The 18,873-nt window shown below is 35.5% G+C and carries 13 protein-coding genes and 6 pseudogenes; all 19 read right to left on the reverse strand.

Annotated features, from left to right (window positions below):
• Nucleotides 1-752: pseudogene (locus tag BN990_RS21975) on the reverse strand (recombinase family protein); the annotation flags it as partial.
• 428 nt (nucleotides 753-1,180) lie between these two features.
• Nucleotides 1,181-1,725: pseudogene (locus BN990_RS12855) on the reverse strand (T6SS immunity protein Tdi1 domain-containing protein).
• Nucleotides 1,726-2,004: 279 nt separating this feature from the next.
• Nucleotides 2,005-2,199, reverse strand: coding sequence for a hypothetical protein (locus tag BN990_RS12860; RefSeq protein WP_038245440.1), 195 nt, complete (start codon nucleotides 2,197-2,199; stop codon nucleotides 2,005-2,007).
• Between the two features lie 292 nt (nucleotides 2,200-2,491).
• Complete coding sequence (locus BN990_RS12865) at nucleotides 2,492-2,977, reverse strand: DUF6985 domain-containing protein (protein WP_021291843.1); 486 nt, start codon at nucleotides 2,975-2,977, stop codon at nucleotides 2,492-2,494.
• Nucleotides 2,978-2,982: 5 nt separating this feature from the next.
• The gene (locus tag BN990_RS12870; RefSeq protein WP_051739190.1) at nucleotides 2,983-3,516 is read right to left on the reverse strand and encodes an HNH endonuclease; all 534 of its coding nucleotides are present in this window, start codon (nucleotides 3,514-3,516) and stop codon (nucleotides 2,983-2,985) included.
• Between the two features lie 76 nt (nucleotides 3,517-3,592).
• Nucleotides 3,593-4,134 (reverse strand): annotated as a pseudogene (locus BN990_RS12875) (T6SS immunity protein Tdi1 domain-containing protein).
• 32 nt (nucleotides 4,135-4,166) lie between these two features.
• Nucleotides 4,167-4,919: pseudogene (locus BN990_RS23500) on the reverse strand (polymorphic toxin type 15 domain-containing protein).
• A 361-nt stretch (nucleotides 4,920-5,280) separates the two neighbouring features.
• Complete coding sequence (locus BN990_RS22615) at nucleotides 5,281-5,448, reverse strand: DNA/RNA non-specific endonuclease (RefSeq protein WP_308437224.1); 168 nt, start codon at nucleotides 5,446-5,448, stop codon at nucleotides 5,281-5,283.
• A 549-nt stretch (nucleotides 5,449-5,997) separates the two neighbouring features.
• Complete coding sequence (locus BN990_RS12885) at nucleotides 5,998-6,354, reverse strand: Imm6 family immunity protein (protein WP_081856147.1); 357 nt, start codon at nucleotides 6,352-6,354, stop codon at nucleotides 5,998-6,000.
• 203 nt (nucleotides 6,355-6,557) lie between these two features.
• Entirely contained in the window at nucleotides 6,558-7,025 is a 468-nt protein-coding gene (locus BN990_RS12890; protein WP_021291840.1) for a hypothetical protein, read from the reverse strand.
• 10 nt (nucleotides 7,026-7,035) lie between these two features.
• A pseudogene (locus BN990_RS21565) lies at nucleotides 7,036-7,684 on the reverse strand (DNA/RNA non-specific endonuclease).
• A gap of 147 nt (nucleotides 7,685-7,831) precedes the next feature.
• Nucleotides 7,832-7,897 (reverse strand): annotated as a pseudogene (locus BN990_RS23695) (T6SS immunity protein Tdi1 domain-containing protein); the annotation flags it as partial.
• Between the two features lie 1,876 nt (nucleotides 7,898-9,773).
• On the reverse strand, nucleotides 9,774-10,784 hold the full coding sequence (locus BN990_RS12905) for an ADP-ribosylglycohydrolase family protein (protein ID WP_038245955.1): 1,011 nt from the start codon (nucleotides 10,782-10,784) through the stop codon (nucleotides 9,774-9,776).
• Between the two features lie 25 nt (nucleotides 10,785-10,809).
• On the reverse strand, nucleotides 10,810-12,615 hold the full coding sequence (locus tag BN990_RS23200; RefSeq protein WP_051739195.1) for an ADP-ribosyltransferase: 1,806 nt from the start codon (nucleotides 12,613-12,615) through the stop codon (nucleotides 10,810-10,812).
• Between the two features lie 3 nt (nucleotides 12,616-12,618).
• A complete protein-coding gene (locus BN990_RS12920; RefSeq protein WP_021291845.1) occupies nucleotides 12,619-12,951 on the reverse strand; it encodes a hypothetical protein in 333 nt (110 codons plus the stop codon).
• Nucleotides 12,952-13,659 (reverse strand): DUF5081 family protein, encoded by a 708-nt coding sequence (locus BN990_RS12925; protein WP_038245442.1) that lies wholly within the window; start codon nucleotides 13,657-13,659, stop codon nucleotides 12,952-12,954.
• Nucleotides 13,656-13,955: a WXG100 family type VII secretion target gene (locus tag BN990_RS12930; protein WP_021291847.1), complete on the reverse strand. Its 300-nt coding sequence runs from the start codon at nucleotides 13,953-13,955 to the stop codon at nucleotides 13,656-13,658. Before BN990_RS12930 ends, BN990_RS12925 begins: the two co-directional genes overlap by 4 nt.
• A gap of 32 nt (nucleotides 13,956-13,987) precedes the next feature.
• Complete coding sequence (locus BN990_RS12935; protein WP_081856148.1) at nucleotides 13,988-14,320, reverse strand: hypothetical protein; 333 nt, start codon at nucleotides 14,318-14,320, stop codon at nucleotides 13,988-13,990.
• A gap of 19 nt (nucleotides 14,321-14,339) precedes the next feature.
• A complete protein-coding gene (gene essC / locus BN990_RS12940; protein WP_038245445.1) occupies nucleotides 14,340-18,839 on the reverse strand; it encodes a type VII secretion protein EssC in 4,500 nt (1,499 codons plus the stop codon).
• Between the last annotated feature and the right edge of the window lie 34 nt (nucleotides 18,840-18,873).

The following is an 18,873-nucleotide window of genomic DNA, read 5'->3' on the forward strand; positions in this document are numbered from 1 at the left end:
GATTTATATCTAATATAATTAGCTTGTATTAAGTAACGTAAATTTAAAAATTTTGTAACGCTTTTAGCGAATATCGAGAATTGTACTTTCGTAAATGCTTTTCCTTGCGTTGTTTGATAACCTTCCTTATTTAATGCTTCTGCCAACCTAGACAGTGACCATTTCATATGTATCTGTCTAAGCTCAAACAATCGTTTCACTACTTCTGCATGACTGTTATGTATCTTTAGTTCCTTCTCACCCTTTTGTTTCATATAGCCAAATGTTGCCCTTCCTCCTGCATAACCACCCTCCTTCGCCTTTTTATTTCTCCCTTTCGTTAGTTTGAGAGCAATTTCAAGCCGTTGGTATTGGTCCAATAACTCCATTAAGCCATTGCGTTGGGATCTTTTTATGGATACTATAAAATGGCTGTTCAATACTTTTAATATCACAGCCATATTTCTTTAGCTCTCGTTGTATCAACACCTTACAATATCTGACCGCCATAAGCGACTTGTGTTCAGCACCACCACATAATCAATTTGGATAGACGAAAGGTGAGCCAACATTTCTTGTAAGCCCACCCTATCAATTTCTAATGCTTCTTCATTCAGTTTTGCGCCACTAATTCCTTCATCTCTAAAAATATGAATCAAGTTAAAACCCTCTTCTTCACAGTATGCTTTAATTTCATCTTCTTGAAATTTCAAGCTATATCCATCTCTTGCTTGCCCTTGAGTGGAGACTCGTATATGCCCAACAACGTTCAACTTTTCACCCTCCCGTTACATAAATTTTAATTATTGTAACGCTTTTTAACGAATAGCGAGTATTATACGACCGTCTCTTGTAAAAATACAACTATAAGTTAATTTTCTTATACAATAAAACAGCACCTATAATATACGTTACCCATTGTTTATCGCCACGAGCTTTGTCATTGTATTTAGTTTGTGGGTTTTGCAGTATCATAAGTGTTCCTACCACTTAAAATGTTATCTTGCCTGTTTATCGTACTTCTCACAAAATCCAAATATAAAATCAATACTCCATGATGATACTACCTTCATGAGCTATGAGTTTCAGTAAAGCAATATCCAACATCGTCCAAATTTGAGGTTTCTAAAAAACAAAAACACCTGATTCCTAATAAGGCAATCAAGTGCTTATTGTTAATTCTGTAACATACTCCCTAATATTACTGAACTGGTCCCATAAATTCAGTAATTATAAGAATATGTTCCTTCAGTTTGACTTTTTTTAGATTCTCTACTTTTTCTACTCCACCTAACCCTAATAGAGGGGTGTATCCAAAACACTCATCATAGTTAGGGGCACTGTATTTACTAATCACTTCAGGATAAGGCTGCCACATTAATTCATCGTTCATAAAGTTATTATCTTTTAAGTCATCAAAAAAGAATTCAAACCCGGATGAAACAACATTAACATATCCTTTCTTAAAATTTAATAAATTTACATACTTACCTTTTTCCCATACTATAATATCACCCATTGCGGTTGTAAAAATAGGAATTGCCTGCTCATATCTTAAATAACTATTCTCTAAATGTATAAATAATCGTCTGGATTAATAACTTTTAAAAAGTCATTTGCGAAAGTACCAAACCCATATTTTTTCCATGTTTCTATCAATTCTTCAGGGAGTTTATCCATATATTTTATAATAACATCTTTATCAACTGTTTCATGTTTTATAAAATCGCTAAATATAGTTTCCAATAAAAATACCCTCCTTTGATTATTGCTTGTGCAGCAGTTTTATATTGTTTTGTGGTATATTTCTTTATGTATTTCGTTTCATCCAAATTTGATTTAACCTTACTGTTATTCTCTTTCTTATTTTGTTTTGGTTTACTTTCATTTTCTAATGGAACATACCATTCTACTCCACTATATTTTTTCTAATACTTTTCAATTCTTTGACTTGGATATATTCATCTAGTAAATAAAAATCACAATCCTTATGATGAGTATTGTTCTCTTCGTCGCGCAATTTTCTTAAAAAAAGTAAGACTTAGGGTTTTTGCCTTTTCCTATGTTATGACTTAATTTTGCATTACATTTTTTACCACTACAATAGAATAATTGCCTTTTATCTTCTATTTCTTTAGTTACTTTTGCTGGACTAATAAGCTTCTTATCTCCTGAAGAGTAATAAAATACATCATCGAAAATAGCATTTCCTCTTCCCATTCTAACATTTCTTTAATAAATATCTTTAGTGTTTAATACGAATCAAATGGGAAATTATTCAAAATAATCTAAAGACCTATTAATAAAAACTTACCTTATTCAATTCCCAATATACCTAAGTTTGAATTGGGGAAAGAAGAGTTGGATGCGCTACGGAAAAAGTGGAATGTTCCAGAGACTAAATTTCATACAGTCTTTTTTTATCACCTTTCATCTATTAATTATGAGAAAAAACCTTGAATGAACTCACTTCCATTCAAGGTTAATTTTATCATCCATAATATTATGAAAGTTATAATACAATATCTTGATAACCTACTTCTTCTACCATTTCATCTTCAATTTTTATTCCCATTCCATTGTCAATATCCCAGGAGACATCGCAAAGTAAACCTAATCTTCTTTTTCCATTCTTTCTTACTCTTCTTACGATTAATTCAACCGGCTTCACTATTCTCTTTAAATCTGAGATAGAATCAATCTTTGGTGCAAATTTATCTGCTTCTGATTCATTACCTAACATCTCTCTATACTCTTCATAGTTCTCAATATAGTAATCGTAAACTTTCTTTTCAGCCTCATTTATTATGTTTTTCATATCTTGATTAAAGTTAATAAATGCTTCTCTTTGCACATTTGAAAAGTCAGCATTTTCATGTGCATCGACACTTAAAAGTATTTCTTTTTCCAAATCAAACATTCTAATAGTTGTTTCTCCTCTCCAAAAATTGTTTTTATATTCAAGCTTTCCAAATAAATCATCATTAATCATGGCCATCCTAATCACTCTCCTAACTTAACTTTTATATTATATTCTCCAACTCCACCCAAATGTTTAAAAACACTATTGATTTTACTTGGCACCAATTGTATTGTTTCCAAGTCGTTAAGTTCATGCCAAGTATATTTATTATCTTCTCGCCAATCAGCTATATCTTCTGCTGTCCATTTTTGTTCTGGTGTACTCCACTTTTTAGCCAATTCTTCATCAGCAGTCGAGAAGTTTGATTTTCTATCATTAGTCATATTTGCTAATTTAATTTCACCTTTGGAAAATGGAGAAAAGTCTGGCATTCCGTTTTTATACTCAACTCCATCAACACCAGCTTCATCAAGATATTTTTTTATTTCACCGGTCTTATCGGAGATAAATAACGATTCTGCTCGTTCGTTACTCCATTCACCTTTATTAACAGGGGTAGTTTTTACCCTTTGTTCATAAGAGCTGTATTTAGGGTCTACGTCAAAACCTCTTGTAAAGTCTATCTGCCTATTATTACCCATCGTACCCTTAGCTGAATCCTTACCATCATCCAAATGTTTTCCTGCACCACTGCTGCTTTCAGTTACACTGCTCTTTACAAACCCTGCATCCTTTGCCTTCGCACTAATATTACTGAACTGGTCCCATAAATTCAGTAATTATAAGAATATGTTCCTTCAGTTTGACTTTTTTTAGATTCTCTACTTTTTCTGCTCCACCTAAACCTAATAGAGGTGTATAGCCGAAGCAATCTTCATAAGATAGTTCTCCCCAATTTTCAACAGCTTCGGGATATGGTTTCCACTTTAAATACTCATCCCGAAACTTTTCTGAATCCAGACTTTTGAAAAAAATAAAAAGTTTGGCATAACTGTTTTAAGTACTCCGTATCTAAAATTAAGCAATCTTACATAACCGTCAGCCCATAATACTAAATCTCCCATACCAGTAGCAAATAACACTACAGAATCCGTATATCTTTGACTACACTCTTGTAAAATATCAATGTACGCTTCTGGGTTAACACTTTTTAAATATCCTTGCATGAATGTTCCAAATCCATATTCCTGCCACAAGTCTATTATTTCTTTTGGAACAAGATTTTTATATTTCTCTATTATTTCTTTTGGAACCTTACTGTTTACCTTAAAATCATTTAATGTTTTTTCCATAAATAAATCTCCTTAGTGTGTCAGTTTAACATTCAAATAGGTGCTTTTAATTGCTCAGGTTTCATATTTTTTGCTATTTCCCTTATTTGTTCATCAACAACATCAATTCTATATCTCCATTGAGAACCAATTGAAGAATTAATGCCCTTATGCCCCATTCCACCAGTTTCATCTGGTTATCCACCTGCAATTTGATCTGGATTATGAAGTGCTGCTTGGGTATTCAGCCATTCTTTAGCTTCTTTTTCTGCTTCATCAAATGATTTTCCGTTAGTCATAAGTTCTGCAACTTTATCAGAAAATGCTTCTTCTCGAGCTGTTTGTTGAGCAGCATTACCTTCTATCGCACGTCCCTCAGCAATATATCTTTCTCTATTTTTCAGATACTCATCAACCGTTAACTCATTCATACCTTTTTCTTGATCTTTAAGTTGTCTAGCAAACTCTTCAGAGTCATGTTTAACTTTTCTTTTATATGTTACTTCAATTTCTTTTATTCTAGTTACATTCTCTGAATGACTACCTTTTCCCGTACCCTTAGCCAAATCCTTACCATCATCTAAATGTTTTCCTGCACCACTGCTGCTTTCAGTTACACTGCTCTTTACAAACCCTGCATCCTTTGCCTTCGCACTAAAGTAAGTTACAGCTGCATCATCCAGCCTTCCTCCACCAGCAATGGCAACATTTGGCTGCATACCAGCTCGTAGATGGGTAGCCACATCATCTGCTTTTTGGGCTGCATTGACCACAGTTCCACTGACGTTTTCCTTTACTAAAGACATTTTGTTATTTACAACTTGTCTGGCACTTGTTAAACGTGCAGTGGCGGTTTCTTTTGCTGTCTCACAAAATTTAAATCTGTAGCTAAGACTTAAACATTATTGAACTAGTGACATAAATTTATTAATAAAAAGAATGTTCCTTCAAATTGATTTTTTCTAGATTTTCACCTTAATATTATAAAAGAAGTCATTTGAAACAAGACCTTCTTCATATGAACAATATATATTTTTTTATTAGCTCTTTCAAAAAAGTACTCTAAACAAATTGAAACCATATCCGTTTGTAATTCTGAAAAATAATCTTCAAATTCCTTCATTTAACCACCTCTAATTTTCTAAACTTGTAAAACTTATACGTCCATCATTTATTCTCCAACTTCTTATATTTACTTAAATCAACACTGCTTGATTGAGGAACAAGTTTATCATCCGGAGATCCCCCAATCCTATCACCAGCTAAATGTCCAGCATGGTCTCCAGATTCTTTTCCTGGTGTATTTGATTTATATCTAATATAATTAGCTTGTATTAAGTAACGTAAATTTTAAAATTTTGTAACGCTTTTAGCGAATATCGAGAATTGTACGGCACTCCCTAAGAATATTACAACCCTATTTTTATTCCTCTTGTGCTATTAAACAACCTTTTTGGTTACCCACTGTTTATCGCCACGAGCTTTGTCAATCTCGTTAGGTTGTGGGTTCGGCAGTAACTTAAGTCCTCTTGGCATGTAAAATGTCATCTCGCCTATCTTATTATTTTCACATACACAGTATTAAACAGAATACCTTGATGATACTACCTTCATTGAGCTATGAATCTCAATAGTCTGTCCAATGTTAATCAAAGTTAAAAATCTAAACTAAAAAAACAAAAACACCTGATGCCTATCTGACAATCAAGTGCTTTTTTTATAACCTTAGGGCAGTCAACAAACATTAAGCATAAATTCTATATATTTTGCTTGTTACAAAGAGCTTGCAACATATGTTTAATATGCAGGTTAGCCTAAGTATAATTTATCAACAAATCAAGAGCATTAAGTATTACAAGACAAATTCCAAGGTATATTGCTTATTTAAAAATATCCATAAAATATTTCTCTTTTTTTTGGAATTTCAGCATTTGTACTCCTATAATCATTATAAACTTTTTCCATTCTTTTGATTTCCTCTACTTTAACAAAGCTGGTTTCCACTGCACTATTTAAGAAGGTAATAATACTATCGGTAGTAATACTTTCTAATGACTGAGGTAAATATTTCACTTCTTCATTTTTATAAGCTTCCCATGAGGTATAAGCTACAGCATCAACTAATAGTGACCAAATTCGAGCAATGCTCAAGTTTTCTTCTTCCTCGGAAAATTCTGAAATCCCTGTAAAATCCGCATTATCAATAAGCTCATAAAGTTCGTGAATGGTAGTATCTAAGATTTTAGACTATTTCACAACTAATGAAACTCACTAGATAGGTTACCTTTTTAAAAGGTGTTGTACGTACTAAAGAATTTGTTAAAACAACCTATACGGCTTACAAAGAGTATCTATTTTCTATTAATAACTAGCGGTTCATTCGGCACTAGGTAGCCCCTCAAAAAAGAAACCCTGAAAGGACTTTAGCCAATCAAGGTCTAGTTTTACAAATTATTTTCTTTCACTTCTTCGAACCATAAATCAAAGATATCATCTGGTAATAGTTCGTCATCAATAGAATAAACTAAATCATATCTATATTTTCCTTTTAAGCTATTTTTCTTTACATTATAATGTAATTTCATTTCTGTTGGCATATCTTTATTGAACTCTTCACATTTTTTATGAATATGCTTTAAATTTTGATTACCTATTCTTAGTGCAGCCTTCTGTCTTTCTCTCGAAACATCGTAAACCCGATTTTGTTGACTATCCAATTCTTTTGAAGCCTCGTTTAGTTGATGTTTATGAACAACTTTTCCATTAATTTTATAGAAAAAATCAAAAACATACATTTTTGGTTCATACGAACAATAAATAAAAATTTCATCAGCTTTATTATCAACATACTCTAAACAAATAGCCACCATGTCTGTTTGTAATTCTGAAAAATAGTCCTCAAATAACTTCACATAATCCCCCCTAGTTCTCTAAACTTGTGAACCTCATACGACCATCTATTTCATATTCTATATCAAAGCTGCTAGGTCTTAAACTATTTCCTTCGTAATTAACTTTAACATTAACTGAAACGTCTTTTCCTTCTTCTATTGCTTTAGCCCATTGGTTTTCTAGCTTTTTGTATTTACTCAAGTTAACACCACTTGATTGAGATACAAGAATCCAAATCTGGAGAGCCTCCAAATCTATCAGCCGATAGGTGTCCTGCATGGTCTCCAGGTTCTTTTCCAGGTGTATTGGACTTATGAGACAATCTATTATTACGTTTTGTTAGTTTTAAGTCATCCGCATTAAAATCAGTAAGTCTCCCTAAACCATCTGTCTTATATTGATAATTATATTCACCTGCTTGATATTTAACATTTGGTTTTAATTTACCACCTTTAACCAAATGACTACCATCCTTAATGATATCGTCAGATACCTGTCTAGTACCATTATCTATACCCTTAGCCAAATCTTTACCATCATCCAAATGTTTTCCTGCACCACTGCTGCTTTCAGTTACACTGCTCTTTACAAAACCTGCATCCTTTGCCTTGGCACTAAAGTAAGTTACAGCTGCATCATCCAGCCTTCCTCCACCGGCAATGGCAACATTTGGCTGCATACCAGCTCGTAGATTGGTAGCCACATCATCTGCTTTTTGGGCTGCACTTACTATGGTTCCACTGATGTTTTCTTTTAAATTTCTCACAAAAAAACACCTGTTACCAAAAAGGCAATCAAGTGCTTATAGTTAATTCTGTCTTAAATATTACTGAACTGGTCCCATAAATTCAGTAATTATAAGAATATGTTCCTTCAGTTTGACTTTTTTTAGCTGAATCCTTACCATCATCCAAATGTTTTCCTGCACCACTGCTGCTTTCAGTTACACTGCTCTTTACAAACCCTGCATCCTTTGCCTTCGCACTAAAGTAAGTTACAGCTGCATCATCCAGCCTTCCTCCACCAGCAATGGCAACATTTGGCTGCATACCAGCTCGTAGATGGGTAGCCACATCATCTGCTTTTTGGGCTGCATTGACCACAGTTCCACTGACGTTTTCCTTTACTAAAGACATTTTGTTATTTACAACTTGTCTGGCACTTGTTAAACGTGCAGTGGCGGTTTCTTTTGCTGTGCTGACGAGATTTCTTACATTAGATGGCTGTTTGGTTATTCTTCCTAGATCCGCTACTTTACCTACAGTTCGCGTGGTTGTGGCAAATTTCTTTACCCCAGCTACTCCGGGGATAATGTCTAGCGGTGCTAATGCACCTCGCATCCATCGCTCCCCCGTATCCAATTCTCTCCCGGAGGACCAATCTTTTCCTGATATCGCAGATCCTAATTCTAAACTACCATAAGCAGCTCCTAACGCCAACCCTGCTGGAGGGCATACAACTGCCACGCCTACAACTACCACCAAAGCTCCTATATTAACCCAAAATTCCTTATTTAATTGCTGATCTTTTATTGATTCATATTCGAACGCATTCATGTTGACGGCAGCCATCTGATATTCTTCTTGTGTGAAATCCTGGTCCGGGTGCTCTGCCTTCCACATCTCATATTCGATCTGCATTTGTTCCCCATAAAAGGTATCTCCACTGAATAAATCATCAAGACTTACCTCTGTTTTTGGTACCTCACGGGTCGTGTGCATCGCTCCATAGCCATGATAGGTAATTTGTTCTTCCGTTGCCCCAATTCGGTTCTTTGTTGTATAGTTGGAAATCGTTGCTTCCTTCATCGCTGACACAAACGCATCAATATCTTCATAAAACGGTTGATCCATCGTGCGATCGACGATATCGCCAACCTTGCCGGTAAAGTCATGCATTACCTGAAAATCTTCGTAGAGCTTTTGATAGGTTGATTCGCGGTCGATATGCGAAAAAGAGATAACCCCATCACTGTCATATTCGGCAATATCAGAGGCTGCATCTTCCATGTTCTCCGTGATATCCTTCAGTTCATCAATCATGCCTTTGCCCCAACGACCTAACCCCACGAGATCGCCTAAACCACTTCGCATCTTCTCCCAATCTGCTGGGATGTATTTTACATCCATTTATCAGACCTCCCTCTTTGCAGTAGAATTTATGCTCTAGGATTTCTGTAACTATTCTCTTTCGTTCATTCATGTATGTAACTTCTTCTAACTATTTGTTTTGAGTTAAATATCCAATTATGTCTGTTAGTAAATTAATAAGATTAACTATTAAAAATCACTATGTTACTATAGATTTAAATATATAAAGTATTTTATAAGCTAATTTCTTTTCGAATTTCTCTGATTTCTATCTCAGATTTCTTGACTTTTTTTCATAATAGTATTTATCCGTTCTTTCAAAGTTATTAATTTTAGCAACCTCAGCATTCGTAGTTCCAAGAAACAAATCCTTCGTTTTATCGTTAAAACTTAGATTGTATTCAAATCCCTTATATTTTGCTTTATAATCAATTTCATAAAGCTCTTGAACTTGTTTCTTGTTTACTTCTTTTATATACAGTTTAGGAAGAGAATCGATGTTTTTATAATAATTAGGGTATTTTTTTCAGTAAAACCATTTTTTTACATCACTATTATTTTTGCTTATAAGCCTTATACTCGCCTCATCAATTCTACTAACTTCATAGATTTCATTATTATATTTTGCAAAAAGTCCCTTCTGCACAATATTGCTCCCTTACTTTAAATCTTCAAATGTTAATTACTGCCGTATTCTTCTAAAACTGCTTTATCAGCACAGTAATGATAAAAATTATTTACTAATTTATCAATATCTCTTTTTCTAGCTATTTTATCTAGCCATTCGCTTGGGATTTCTTTCATTTTATAATACATACCTGCCATATTCCCGGTTATTGCAGCAATAGTATCCGTGTCATCACCTAAATTAACTGCTTTTAGCACTGCTTCTACAAAGTTTGTTGAATTTCCAAGACACCATATTGCAGCTTCTAAAGTATGTACCACATACCCATCTGAATTAATTTCCACTTTATCCAATTCAAAGAATTCATTATCGAACAGCCTTGCATAACAATTTAGTTCTTGTTGATAGTTATGCGATTCATCAAAATTTTTATCGAATAGGCGCTTGATTACATTTAACGCCTCTTGAGGAGTATTATTATGGTATAGTCTAAATAAAAATTCAATAAAGATAATTGAACCAACGATTGAACGAGGATGTGCATGAGTTAATTTAGTAAAACTTTTTATAAACTCTACCTTCTTCATAAAATTAAATTCATTATAAAGAACAAATACTAAAGGGGCGATTCTCATGATTGCACCATTACCATTTTCATACTCATCTCTTCCGCCACACTCTTCAACTGTCATCCCATGCTCATAACGAGTAATAGCTTCATCTGTTGTTCTTCCAATATCAAACATTTTCCCGTATGGCGTCCAATACCCATCTCTTTTATATTGAACAAACTTATCCATTAAATCCGTTTTAGGTCCTTCTTCTATTAGGTTTTCTATTAAACACATTGTTAGAGATGTGTCGTCTGACCAAGTTCCAGGTGGTTGATTGTATGTTCCAAATCCAGTTACGTCCTTTATGCAGTATGAATCTCTTTTTCTAAATTCAACTGGTACGCCTAATAAATCTCCTATTATACCACCATAAATTGTAGGCATAATTCTTTGCTTAACACTTAATTTAAGAAAAGATTTATTATCATCTTCCCATCTATCAATCATTCTTCTTTTATCCACTTTTATACACCTACTTTAATAAGTCTAAAACTAAATGTATCTTTCCATCACTATTAACAGTAGCTTGCTTTATAACCATTTCTTGTCCGGCATTTAATAATAATTCTGCCTCATTTGGATAATGACTAATTCCTCCAATATATGCAGCATTAGAGCCTTCTGGCACATTAATCTCCCAAGAAACATTCATATGACCAAAAGATGATTCTCTAACCATAGCAGTACTAGTAAAACCGTCATCTTTTATTGTTTTCCCGATCAAAGAATCAACAATAACTTCCCCTTCATCATTTAACTTATATAAATCAATAAATGGCTTTAAATCCGTTCCACGATATACTTTTAAATTACGCGGTACATAAGCTTTATCCAAACCACTGGTTATATTATCAATCACTTGAATATCTAAACCTTCTAAACTATCACTGACTCCTCTTAAGTAATTATTAATTTTTCTGTAGTCATTACCTGTATATCTTTTAATTGCTTCCTTTTCGCTTTCACTTAAAGAAGTTATCCAATCATTATAATACAAATTACCCCATTCATTAGCTTCATCTAAGTTAGTAAAACGTATTGCATTTTTATTTAAAGTATCTCCTCCAACTTTACCCACGTCCGTCTTACTCACTGGTTCTTCCATTTTTTTGGCGAAGTGGTGGGTGTTCTCTGCTGGCATCGTTACTTTTCCTACTTGATCTAGGGCGATCGTTTTGCGTGTAGAAGTTAGGTTCTTGGCAGAAATGATTCCGGCATCTGCTGCTTTTGCTATAGCCGTTGCATCCTTAGCGACCTTAGCTATCACAACTGCTCCAGCATGCTTTAATCTACTAGCAGAATGTTTCCCAGCAGTAGTTACCATGTCTCCTACATGCTTTAGCTCCTGTTGCATACTACTTTTTATGCCAGACGTCAATCCAAATTGGCCTATATCGGCTGCTTGATTGGCAATCCGTACCCCGCTGCTGAATTTCTTGATCCCAGCTACTCCAGGGATAATGTCTAGCGGTGCTAATGCACCTCGCATCCATCGCTCCCCCGTATCCAATTCTCTCCCGGAGGACCAATCTTTTCCTGATATCGCAGATCCTAATTCTAAACTACCATAAGCAGCTCCTAACGCCAACCCTGCTGGAGGGCATACAACTGCCACGCCTACAACTACCACCAAAGCTCCTATATTAACCCAAAATTCCTTATTTAATTGCTGATCTTTTATTGATTCATATTCGAACGCATTCATGTTGACGGCAGCCATCTGATATTCTTCTTGTGTGAAATCCTGGTCCGGGTGCTCTGCCTTCCACATCTCATATTCGATCTGCATTTGTTCCCCATAAAAGGTATCTCCACTGAATAAATCATCAAGACTTACCTCTGTTTTTGGTACCTCACGGGTCGTGTGCATCGCTCCATAGCCATGATAGGTAATTTGTTCTTCCGTTGCCCCAATTCGGTTCTTTGTTGTATAGTTGGAAATCGTTGCTTCCTTCATCGCTGACACAAACGCATCAATATCTTCATAAAACGGTTGATCCATCGTGCGATCGACGATATCGCCAACCTTGCCGGTAAAGTCATGCATTACCTGAAAATCTTCGTAGAGCTTTTGATAGGTTGATTCGCGGTCGATATGCGAAAAAGAGATAACCCCATCACTGTCATATTCGGCAATATCAGAGGCTGCGTCTTCCATGTTCTCCGTGATATCCTTCAGTTCATCAATCATGCCTTTGCCCCAACGACCTAACCCCACGAGATCGCCTAAACCACTTCGTATCTTCTCCCAATCTGAAGGGATGTATTTCACATCCATCTATCAGACCTCCAATTTTGCAATGATCTGTTCGGCAATTGCTTGATCTGTTTCGATCATGGTATTCAGAACATCAATAACTAAGGTAGAAGCTCGAACATAATTATCATAGAGATCCATTAATTTTTCATTAGCTTCTGCATACACTTCCATTGCTGGTTTTGCCTTACCTGCTTGATAATAATCTATCTCTCCCAATTTCTGTATATTAGGGGTAACACTGGATTCTAATTCTGCTATTATTGCCTGTAACTGATTATAGATCGTCGTAATTTCATCTGGATGAACATTGATTTGTGCTCCTCCACCACCACTTCCAGAAGTTGCAATCAGCATTTACTTCGCCTCCTTGTATGGAAATTCCATTTCATCAAAGAGTAATTTTAAAAACCAATATTGGCTTGCATGATAATATTTTCGACGAACGGTATCTACCATAATTAGTTTTTGCTTTTCATCCTTAGTAAAAATTAACCATTGTTGATAATATTTAGCGTTATTTACTTCTTGTCGCCTTTCGTCTAAATGGAAGAATTCCATGTTTATTAATTCATACCCTGGTTCTAATTCCTCCGTTTCTCTTCTTTCCTGATGGGATAATTCTTTCTTTAAAAAGCTTTGTTCGGTTTCATCTGGTTCTCTTGTTAGTAGCTCGAATTTTTCAGTTAACATCTTTAAGACAATCGCTTTCGAAGCAACAACTAACTTATACAAGTTTTTTTCTTCTACTTCTACAAGAATAAGTAATTCATCCTTATACTCATTATGAAAAGCAAACATGAGATTATTAATCCTTACATATTTTTCACTCAAATAATAATGTTCCAATGCTTGGATAATCATTGCCCCTCGATTTGTCACTTTTCCATCTGCAGATAAGATCTCCTTATTTATTAAGCGCTTTTGAGCATCAGCAAATACTTCTTCTCCTTTTAGCTGGAAAATCTTTTTTTCAGGAAGACCAAAAAGTACGTGACCTCCAAAGGAAGCAGCTAGTAAAAATAGTTCAGATACATGAAACGTATCGGTGGATGAATCATTCATAAATGCCTCACTTCTTTCACCGAACTATCTTTATTGAAATCATCCATATAGCCCTCTAAATTATTCAATGCCTTTGTTTGTAAAGCTACTGCCGATTTTAAATCATGATGATATTGATGAATGATATCAAGGTAGCTTATAAAGCTATCTCTTGATTTCCCACTCCACTTCGCCGATTGAGCAAACGATAATAGCTCTTCACATTGTTCGTAGGTAGAGTTAATTGAATCTTCTAGAGCTTTAGCCGCCGTTTTGGCTTCATTTAACTTATTTCCATCGACTCGAACATCGCCCATGACTATTCCTCCCATCTAATTATAACTATTTTCTACTCCTGTTCTTCTTTGATAGCAAGATTCTTGTAGTATTCGTATCGTTGATAGGCTCTGGATGCTGCTTGGGTAATAGCGCTTCTTTTATTCTTTTCGTAATCAAAATAGCGAAGTAGCTCGCTGTTTAATTCTTCTCGTTTCCAATCAAAATCGTTAGATGGGATCTCAAAGTTCGATAGATTAGGAACAGTGCTGATATAACTTGAATAAGACGCTTCTGCTTCATTTACTAATTTGTCATGTTCCGACTTTGCATCTTGTAGTCGTTGATATAACTCATAGTAATCATCCCGCTTCTTCTCTGTTTCTGACTTGAACCAGCCAAACATCATCTTTCACTCCCTTCCTTTAATGAGGTACTGCGATTTTGATTTTTTCTGCCTTTCCTTGCTGAATATAATAAGCCTCATATGCCTGTAATGCTTTTTCACGATAAGGTCGATTAGCTACTTCTAAAATGTTTTGATCCATGATTCTAGCCATCAACACCCCATGCTTTTGTTTCTTAACCATTTGGGTAATATCGTCATATAAGCGATCAATGGAACTGTGTACAGCACCAATAATAAAGTGTATCCCCATCCTCGAACCATTCTCTATTAGTTTGGCAAAGGTCGTTTGGGTTGTAATGGACAAGGAGTCTATTACAACAGACACATCGGTGATTAACACCACCATTGGGCGGACGTCTTTAAGGAAGTCATTGACTGTTGCATAGCCTTCATGATTATCTTGAACTTCACGGAAGGCATCTTCCCTAGCCTCAAACAGTTTTTGTAATCGTTCCGTAACATCTTCCATAGAAGTAGCGTCGTGCGCATACATATCAGTATTTTCTTTATACATGCCAAACCTTACAGAAGCATTATCTATCAGTGCGACATCAAAATATGTGTTTCGAGAAATGCTCATTATCAAAGTTAAGAACATTTCTTCAACAGACCCCATCACATCTGCTATTACCAATGTATTTTGATCTTTGGCTAGATTAATTTCGACAGGCTCCACGCGTTCAAAATCAACACCAAATGGAATTCTGCCTTCTTCAAGGAATGCTTTGGTCTGTTCATCTTTCACAAAATCACGGAACAATAATTTGTCTGGAACCATCGGTATTTTTTTCGGCCGCTTCCCATTCCATTTTTCATCCATTGTTTTAGCTGTGTTTTGAATGGAATCAATAATTTCTAGTGATTCCTTACCTTTCGCTGGCAGCATCGTTTGAAATAAAGCTGGCTCTTCTAATTTGATTAAACCACGACCCGCGATTTCTTCAATTTCTATATCCGTTTTGCCAATAATCGCTCGAGCTTCGGTGTGTTCGATTAAGTAGAGCGCTATTTGTGTTTTGATATTCGATAATAATGGCATTCTCATGGCACTCTGTCTTCCAGCACTTATGGCTAAATGTACACCTACGCTTGCTCCTTCCCTTGCAATTTGCGTGATTAACTTCTCAAATTCATCGGAAAAGTCAGAATCGCGAACTGAATCATAGTTATCAATAATGATGAATAGCTTTGGTTCATGCTCCCCACTTGCTTGTTCATACATTTCAATATTAGCTACACCATAGCTGCTTAGCTTCTGTTTTCGCTCCTTCAAAATGGCAGACACTAAACGAATTAATTTGCCTACTTTCTCTACCTCATCAATAAGAAACGTATCTGCGACATGCGGAATATTTTTTAATGGCAATAATCCATTGGTACCAAAATCTAATAGATAGACATGTAGTTGATCTGGACGATGTTGTCTAACTAAATCCATAACAAGCGTTTGTAAAAACGTGGATTTTCCATATCCAGGACTAGAAAATACAGCAAGATGACCATGTTTGGTTAAATCTAAGGTTAGCGGGCGTTGTGATTGTAGCTCTGGTTGATCTAAAAGCCCTAATGTTACGATTAATCGTTTGTTAGATTCTTGCCATGCTTCATCAACAGTTATCTCCTTTATATCTTCCACAAAAATCTTTTCTGGCAGTGGTGGCAACCAAGGACGTGCGAGCGGCGCAATTTGATGCTCATCTGTATAAGCTGCTATGCAGTCGATCACCGCATCCAATTCGGTTGGATTCTTTTCAATTTCCTGTTTGTTTTCTAAGCCGCTTAGGTCTTCCGTAAGTATGTCATACTGCCCTAAATCATTAATAGCATAAATGGTTGTATCAACGAATTCATCATTATCCCTATCTGGCACATATTCTGCACCACTCCACGCACTTTGGAATAGTTCATAAATTTCATTATTACCAACTTGTAAATATGCGCGACCGGGCAATGTGATTTCAGCCGCATCCGGCGTTTTTAGAATTTCATTGGAATCACTTGTGTTCTGTACTTTTAAAGCTAGCTTGAACTTCGAATTGGACCAAATTTGATCATCTACCACGCCGCTTGGCTTTTGCGTGGCTAATATTAAATGAATTCCAAGTGAACGACCAATTCTTGCAGTTGAAACTAACTCCTTCATAAAATCAGGTTGTTCTGACTTTAATTCAGCAAATTCATCAGAGATTAAAAATAAATGTGGCATCGGTTCACTTGCGTTACCTTGTTTATATAGTTTCTGATATTGATTAATATGATTGACATTGTGTTCCCCAAACAGTCGCTGCCTTTTTTGTAATTCCGCCTTTATCGAAGCCAGTGCCCGCATCGATTGCGCACGATCGAGATTCGTAATGGTTCCTAACAAATGCGGTAAGTTTCGAAATAAATTAGCCATTCCGCCGCCTTTATAATCAATTAATAAAAATGCCACTTCATGCGGATGGAAATTCACTGCTAACGATAAAATATAAGATTGGATTATTTCCGATTTCCCCGAACCAGTGGTACCTGCAACTAATCCATGAGGGCCGTGAGCTTTCTCATGTAAATTTAGCTGTACGATATCCTCTTTCCCACGCAACCCCAAAGGTACTGCTAGACTTTTATACGTTTCATTCATCCTCCAGCGATCTGCAATCAATAATTCATTAACCTTTTCCACTCCATACATCTCTAAGAAAGTTACACTTTCAGGTATCGAATTTTTCAAATTCTGTAAGTGATTAATAGGTGCTAGTGAGCGAGCAATTTCTTCTTGATTAAAGTCAGATGGGAAATGATCTAATCGAAATTTCTTATTAACTAATTCTCCCTCTTCCAGCAGAATGTTACCATTTTTGGCATCCCTTATATCAATAACTGTCTTGACATGCTCTGGTAGTGCATGTAGAACATCCTGTACGAAAACCAGTGAAACACCCAGCTCACTAGGGTCTTCATTGAAGAATTCCATGACCGTATGGTCGAGTATCATTTTTTCATCCGTAATCAAGACAATATAATGGGGGGAGAAATAAATCTTCTCTTTTTGCTTGCTTTTTTCTTCTACTGCCTGCTTGCGTTCTTTTAATAACTGATAAAGAGAATATAATACTTGATCTCGAGAACGTTCGTGGTAAACAAAGCCTCGTACATTTACATCTCTTAAACTTGCATGAGGAAGCCATCGCATCCAATGCCAATCCTGCTTTTCTTCTTCAGGAAAAATCGTAATAAATTGTAAATCTTCGTAACTATGAAATAAAGAAAGCTGCATAACTAACAGCTGCAATTGTTCAATAACCAACGGTCGATGACCAATATAACCTACCGGTCCTTTCCTAAGTGACGTAACTACAGGAACTTGATTAATCTCGTTATATTGGTTCAATAATTCCCTTGCTTCATCAATTAATTCATCTTTTTCTTGTGTGAATTCCTCTTCGTTAAATTCAATATGAAAGCTTGATTTAACCGTACCTATACCAACACGAAAGTTAAGAAAATCATGTTGATAAATGGTTTTTTCGTATATGCGCGGCTCAACTGTTGCAGCCATATCACGTATTTCCTTAACATCTGGATAGTGATAATTTAAAGCATGACGTTGTTCCTCACTAGTCAAAAATAACTCCTTGGTTTTTCGCTGCAAATAGGCTTTATAGCTTTCTTCTCTTTCTTTCATATCTGCTTTATATTTTTTTACGTTTTTAATATAGGAAGTAATGGAAAATACTACTGTTACCATCGTTACGGTTAGCATTACTAATATATAAATTCCTCTTGGCTGTATAAGGGAAATCAATACGAGAGCTACAATCATTACAAGCGGTGGTACAATGGTTCGTGCTAATTGTTCACTCGGTTTCGATGGTTTATTAGACGGTTTTGCTATGGTTCTTTTTTCTTCTGGTTCTCGATGTATGATTCGAGGAGAACGATGGTAATCAGGATACTCTCCATGATAAGGAGATTCCTTATCAACCAAGCTCACTAATTTTGTATCTAACTCATGATGCGATGTGTTTATTTGTAGATAATTTGCACCAACTACTATACATACACCATCTGTGAACAGTTGGTCTCCTGGTTCTACTTGAACAGGATCTTCTATAAGCTGAAAGTTATGATAAATATTCCCCTTCTGACCCTCCAACGTAAATAACTGGTTAGGTGCTTGCCGAATAAGGATAAAATCTACCTCTGTTTGATTAATGGTTACATCATCATAGTAATTAGGACCAAATGTAATTGACTCCTTACCAGCAATATCAAATAGATATTCACTTCCCTCATCCATTACATACACATCGATAGGTAATGCTGGGTTTAATTGAATATCTTCATTTAGTTGTTGACCATCCAATGTGCAACTCCTTCCATCCCAATCAATTTGTAAGGTCTGTTTTAAATTAGGAAAGGAAACGCTGTGTGACATATCACTGCCAATTGTAATTTGTTTTGGAGTATTTTCAATTAAATGGCATTTATGAAGTTGATTATTACAGGTTACCATCAGTATTTTATTAGCCATCTGTGTTCTCCCTTTCTGGATCTGCAACAGAAGT

Origin of the sequence: Virgibacillus salexigens (assembly GCF_000723585.1) — a bacterium.
GTDB classification, from domain to species: Bacteria; Bacillota; Bacilli; order Bacillales; family Amphibacillaceae; genus Virgibacillus; species Virgibacillus salexigens.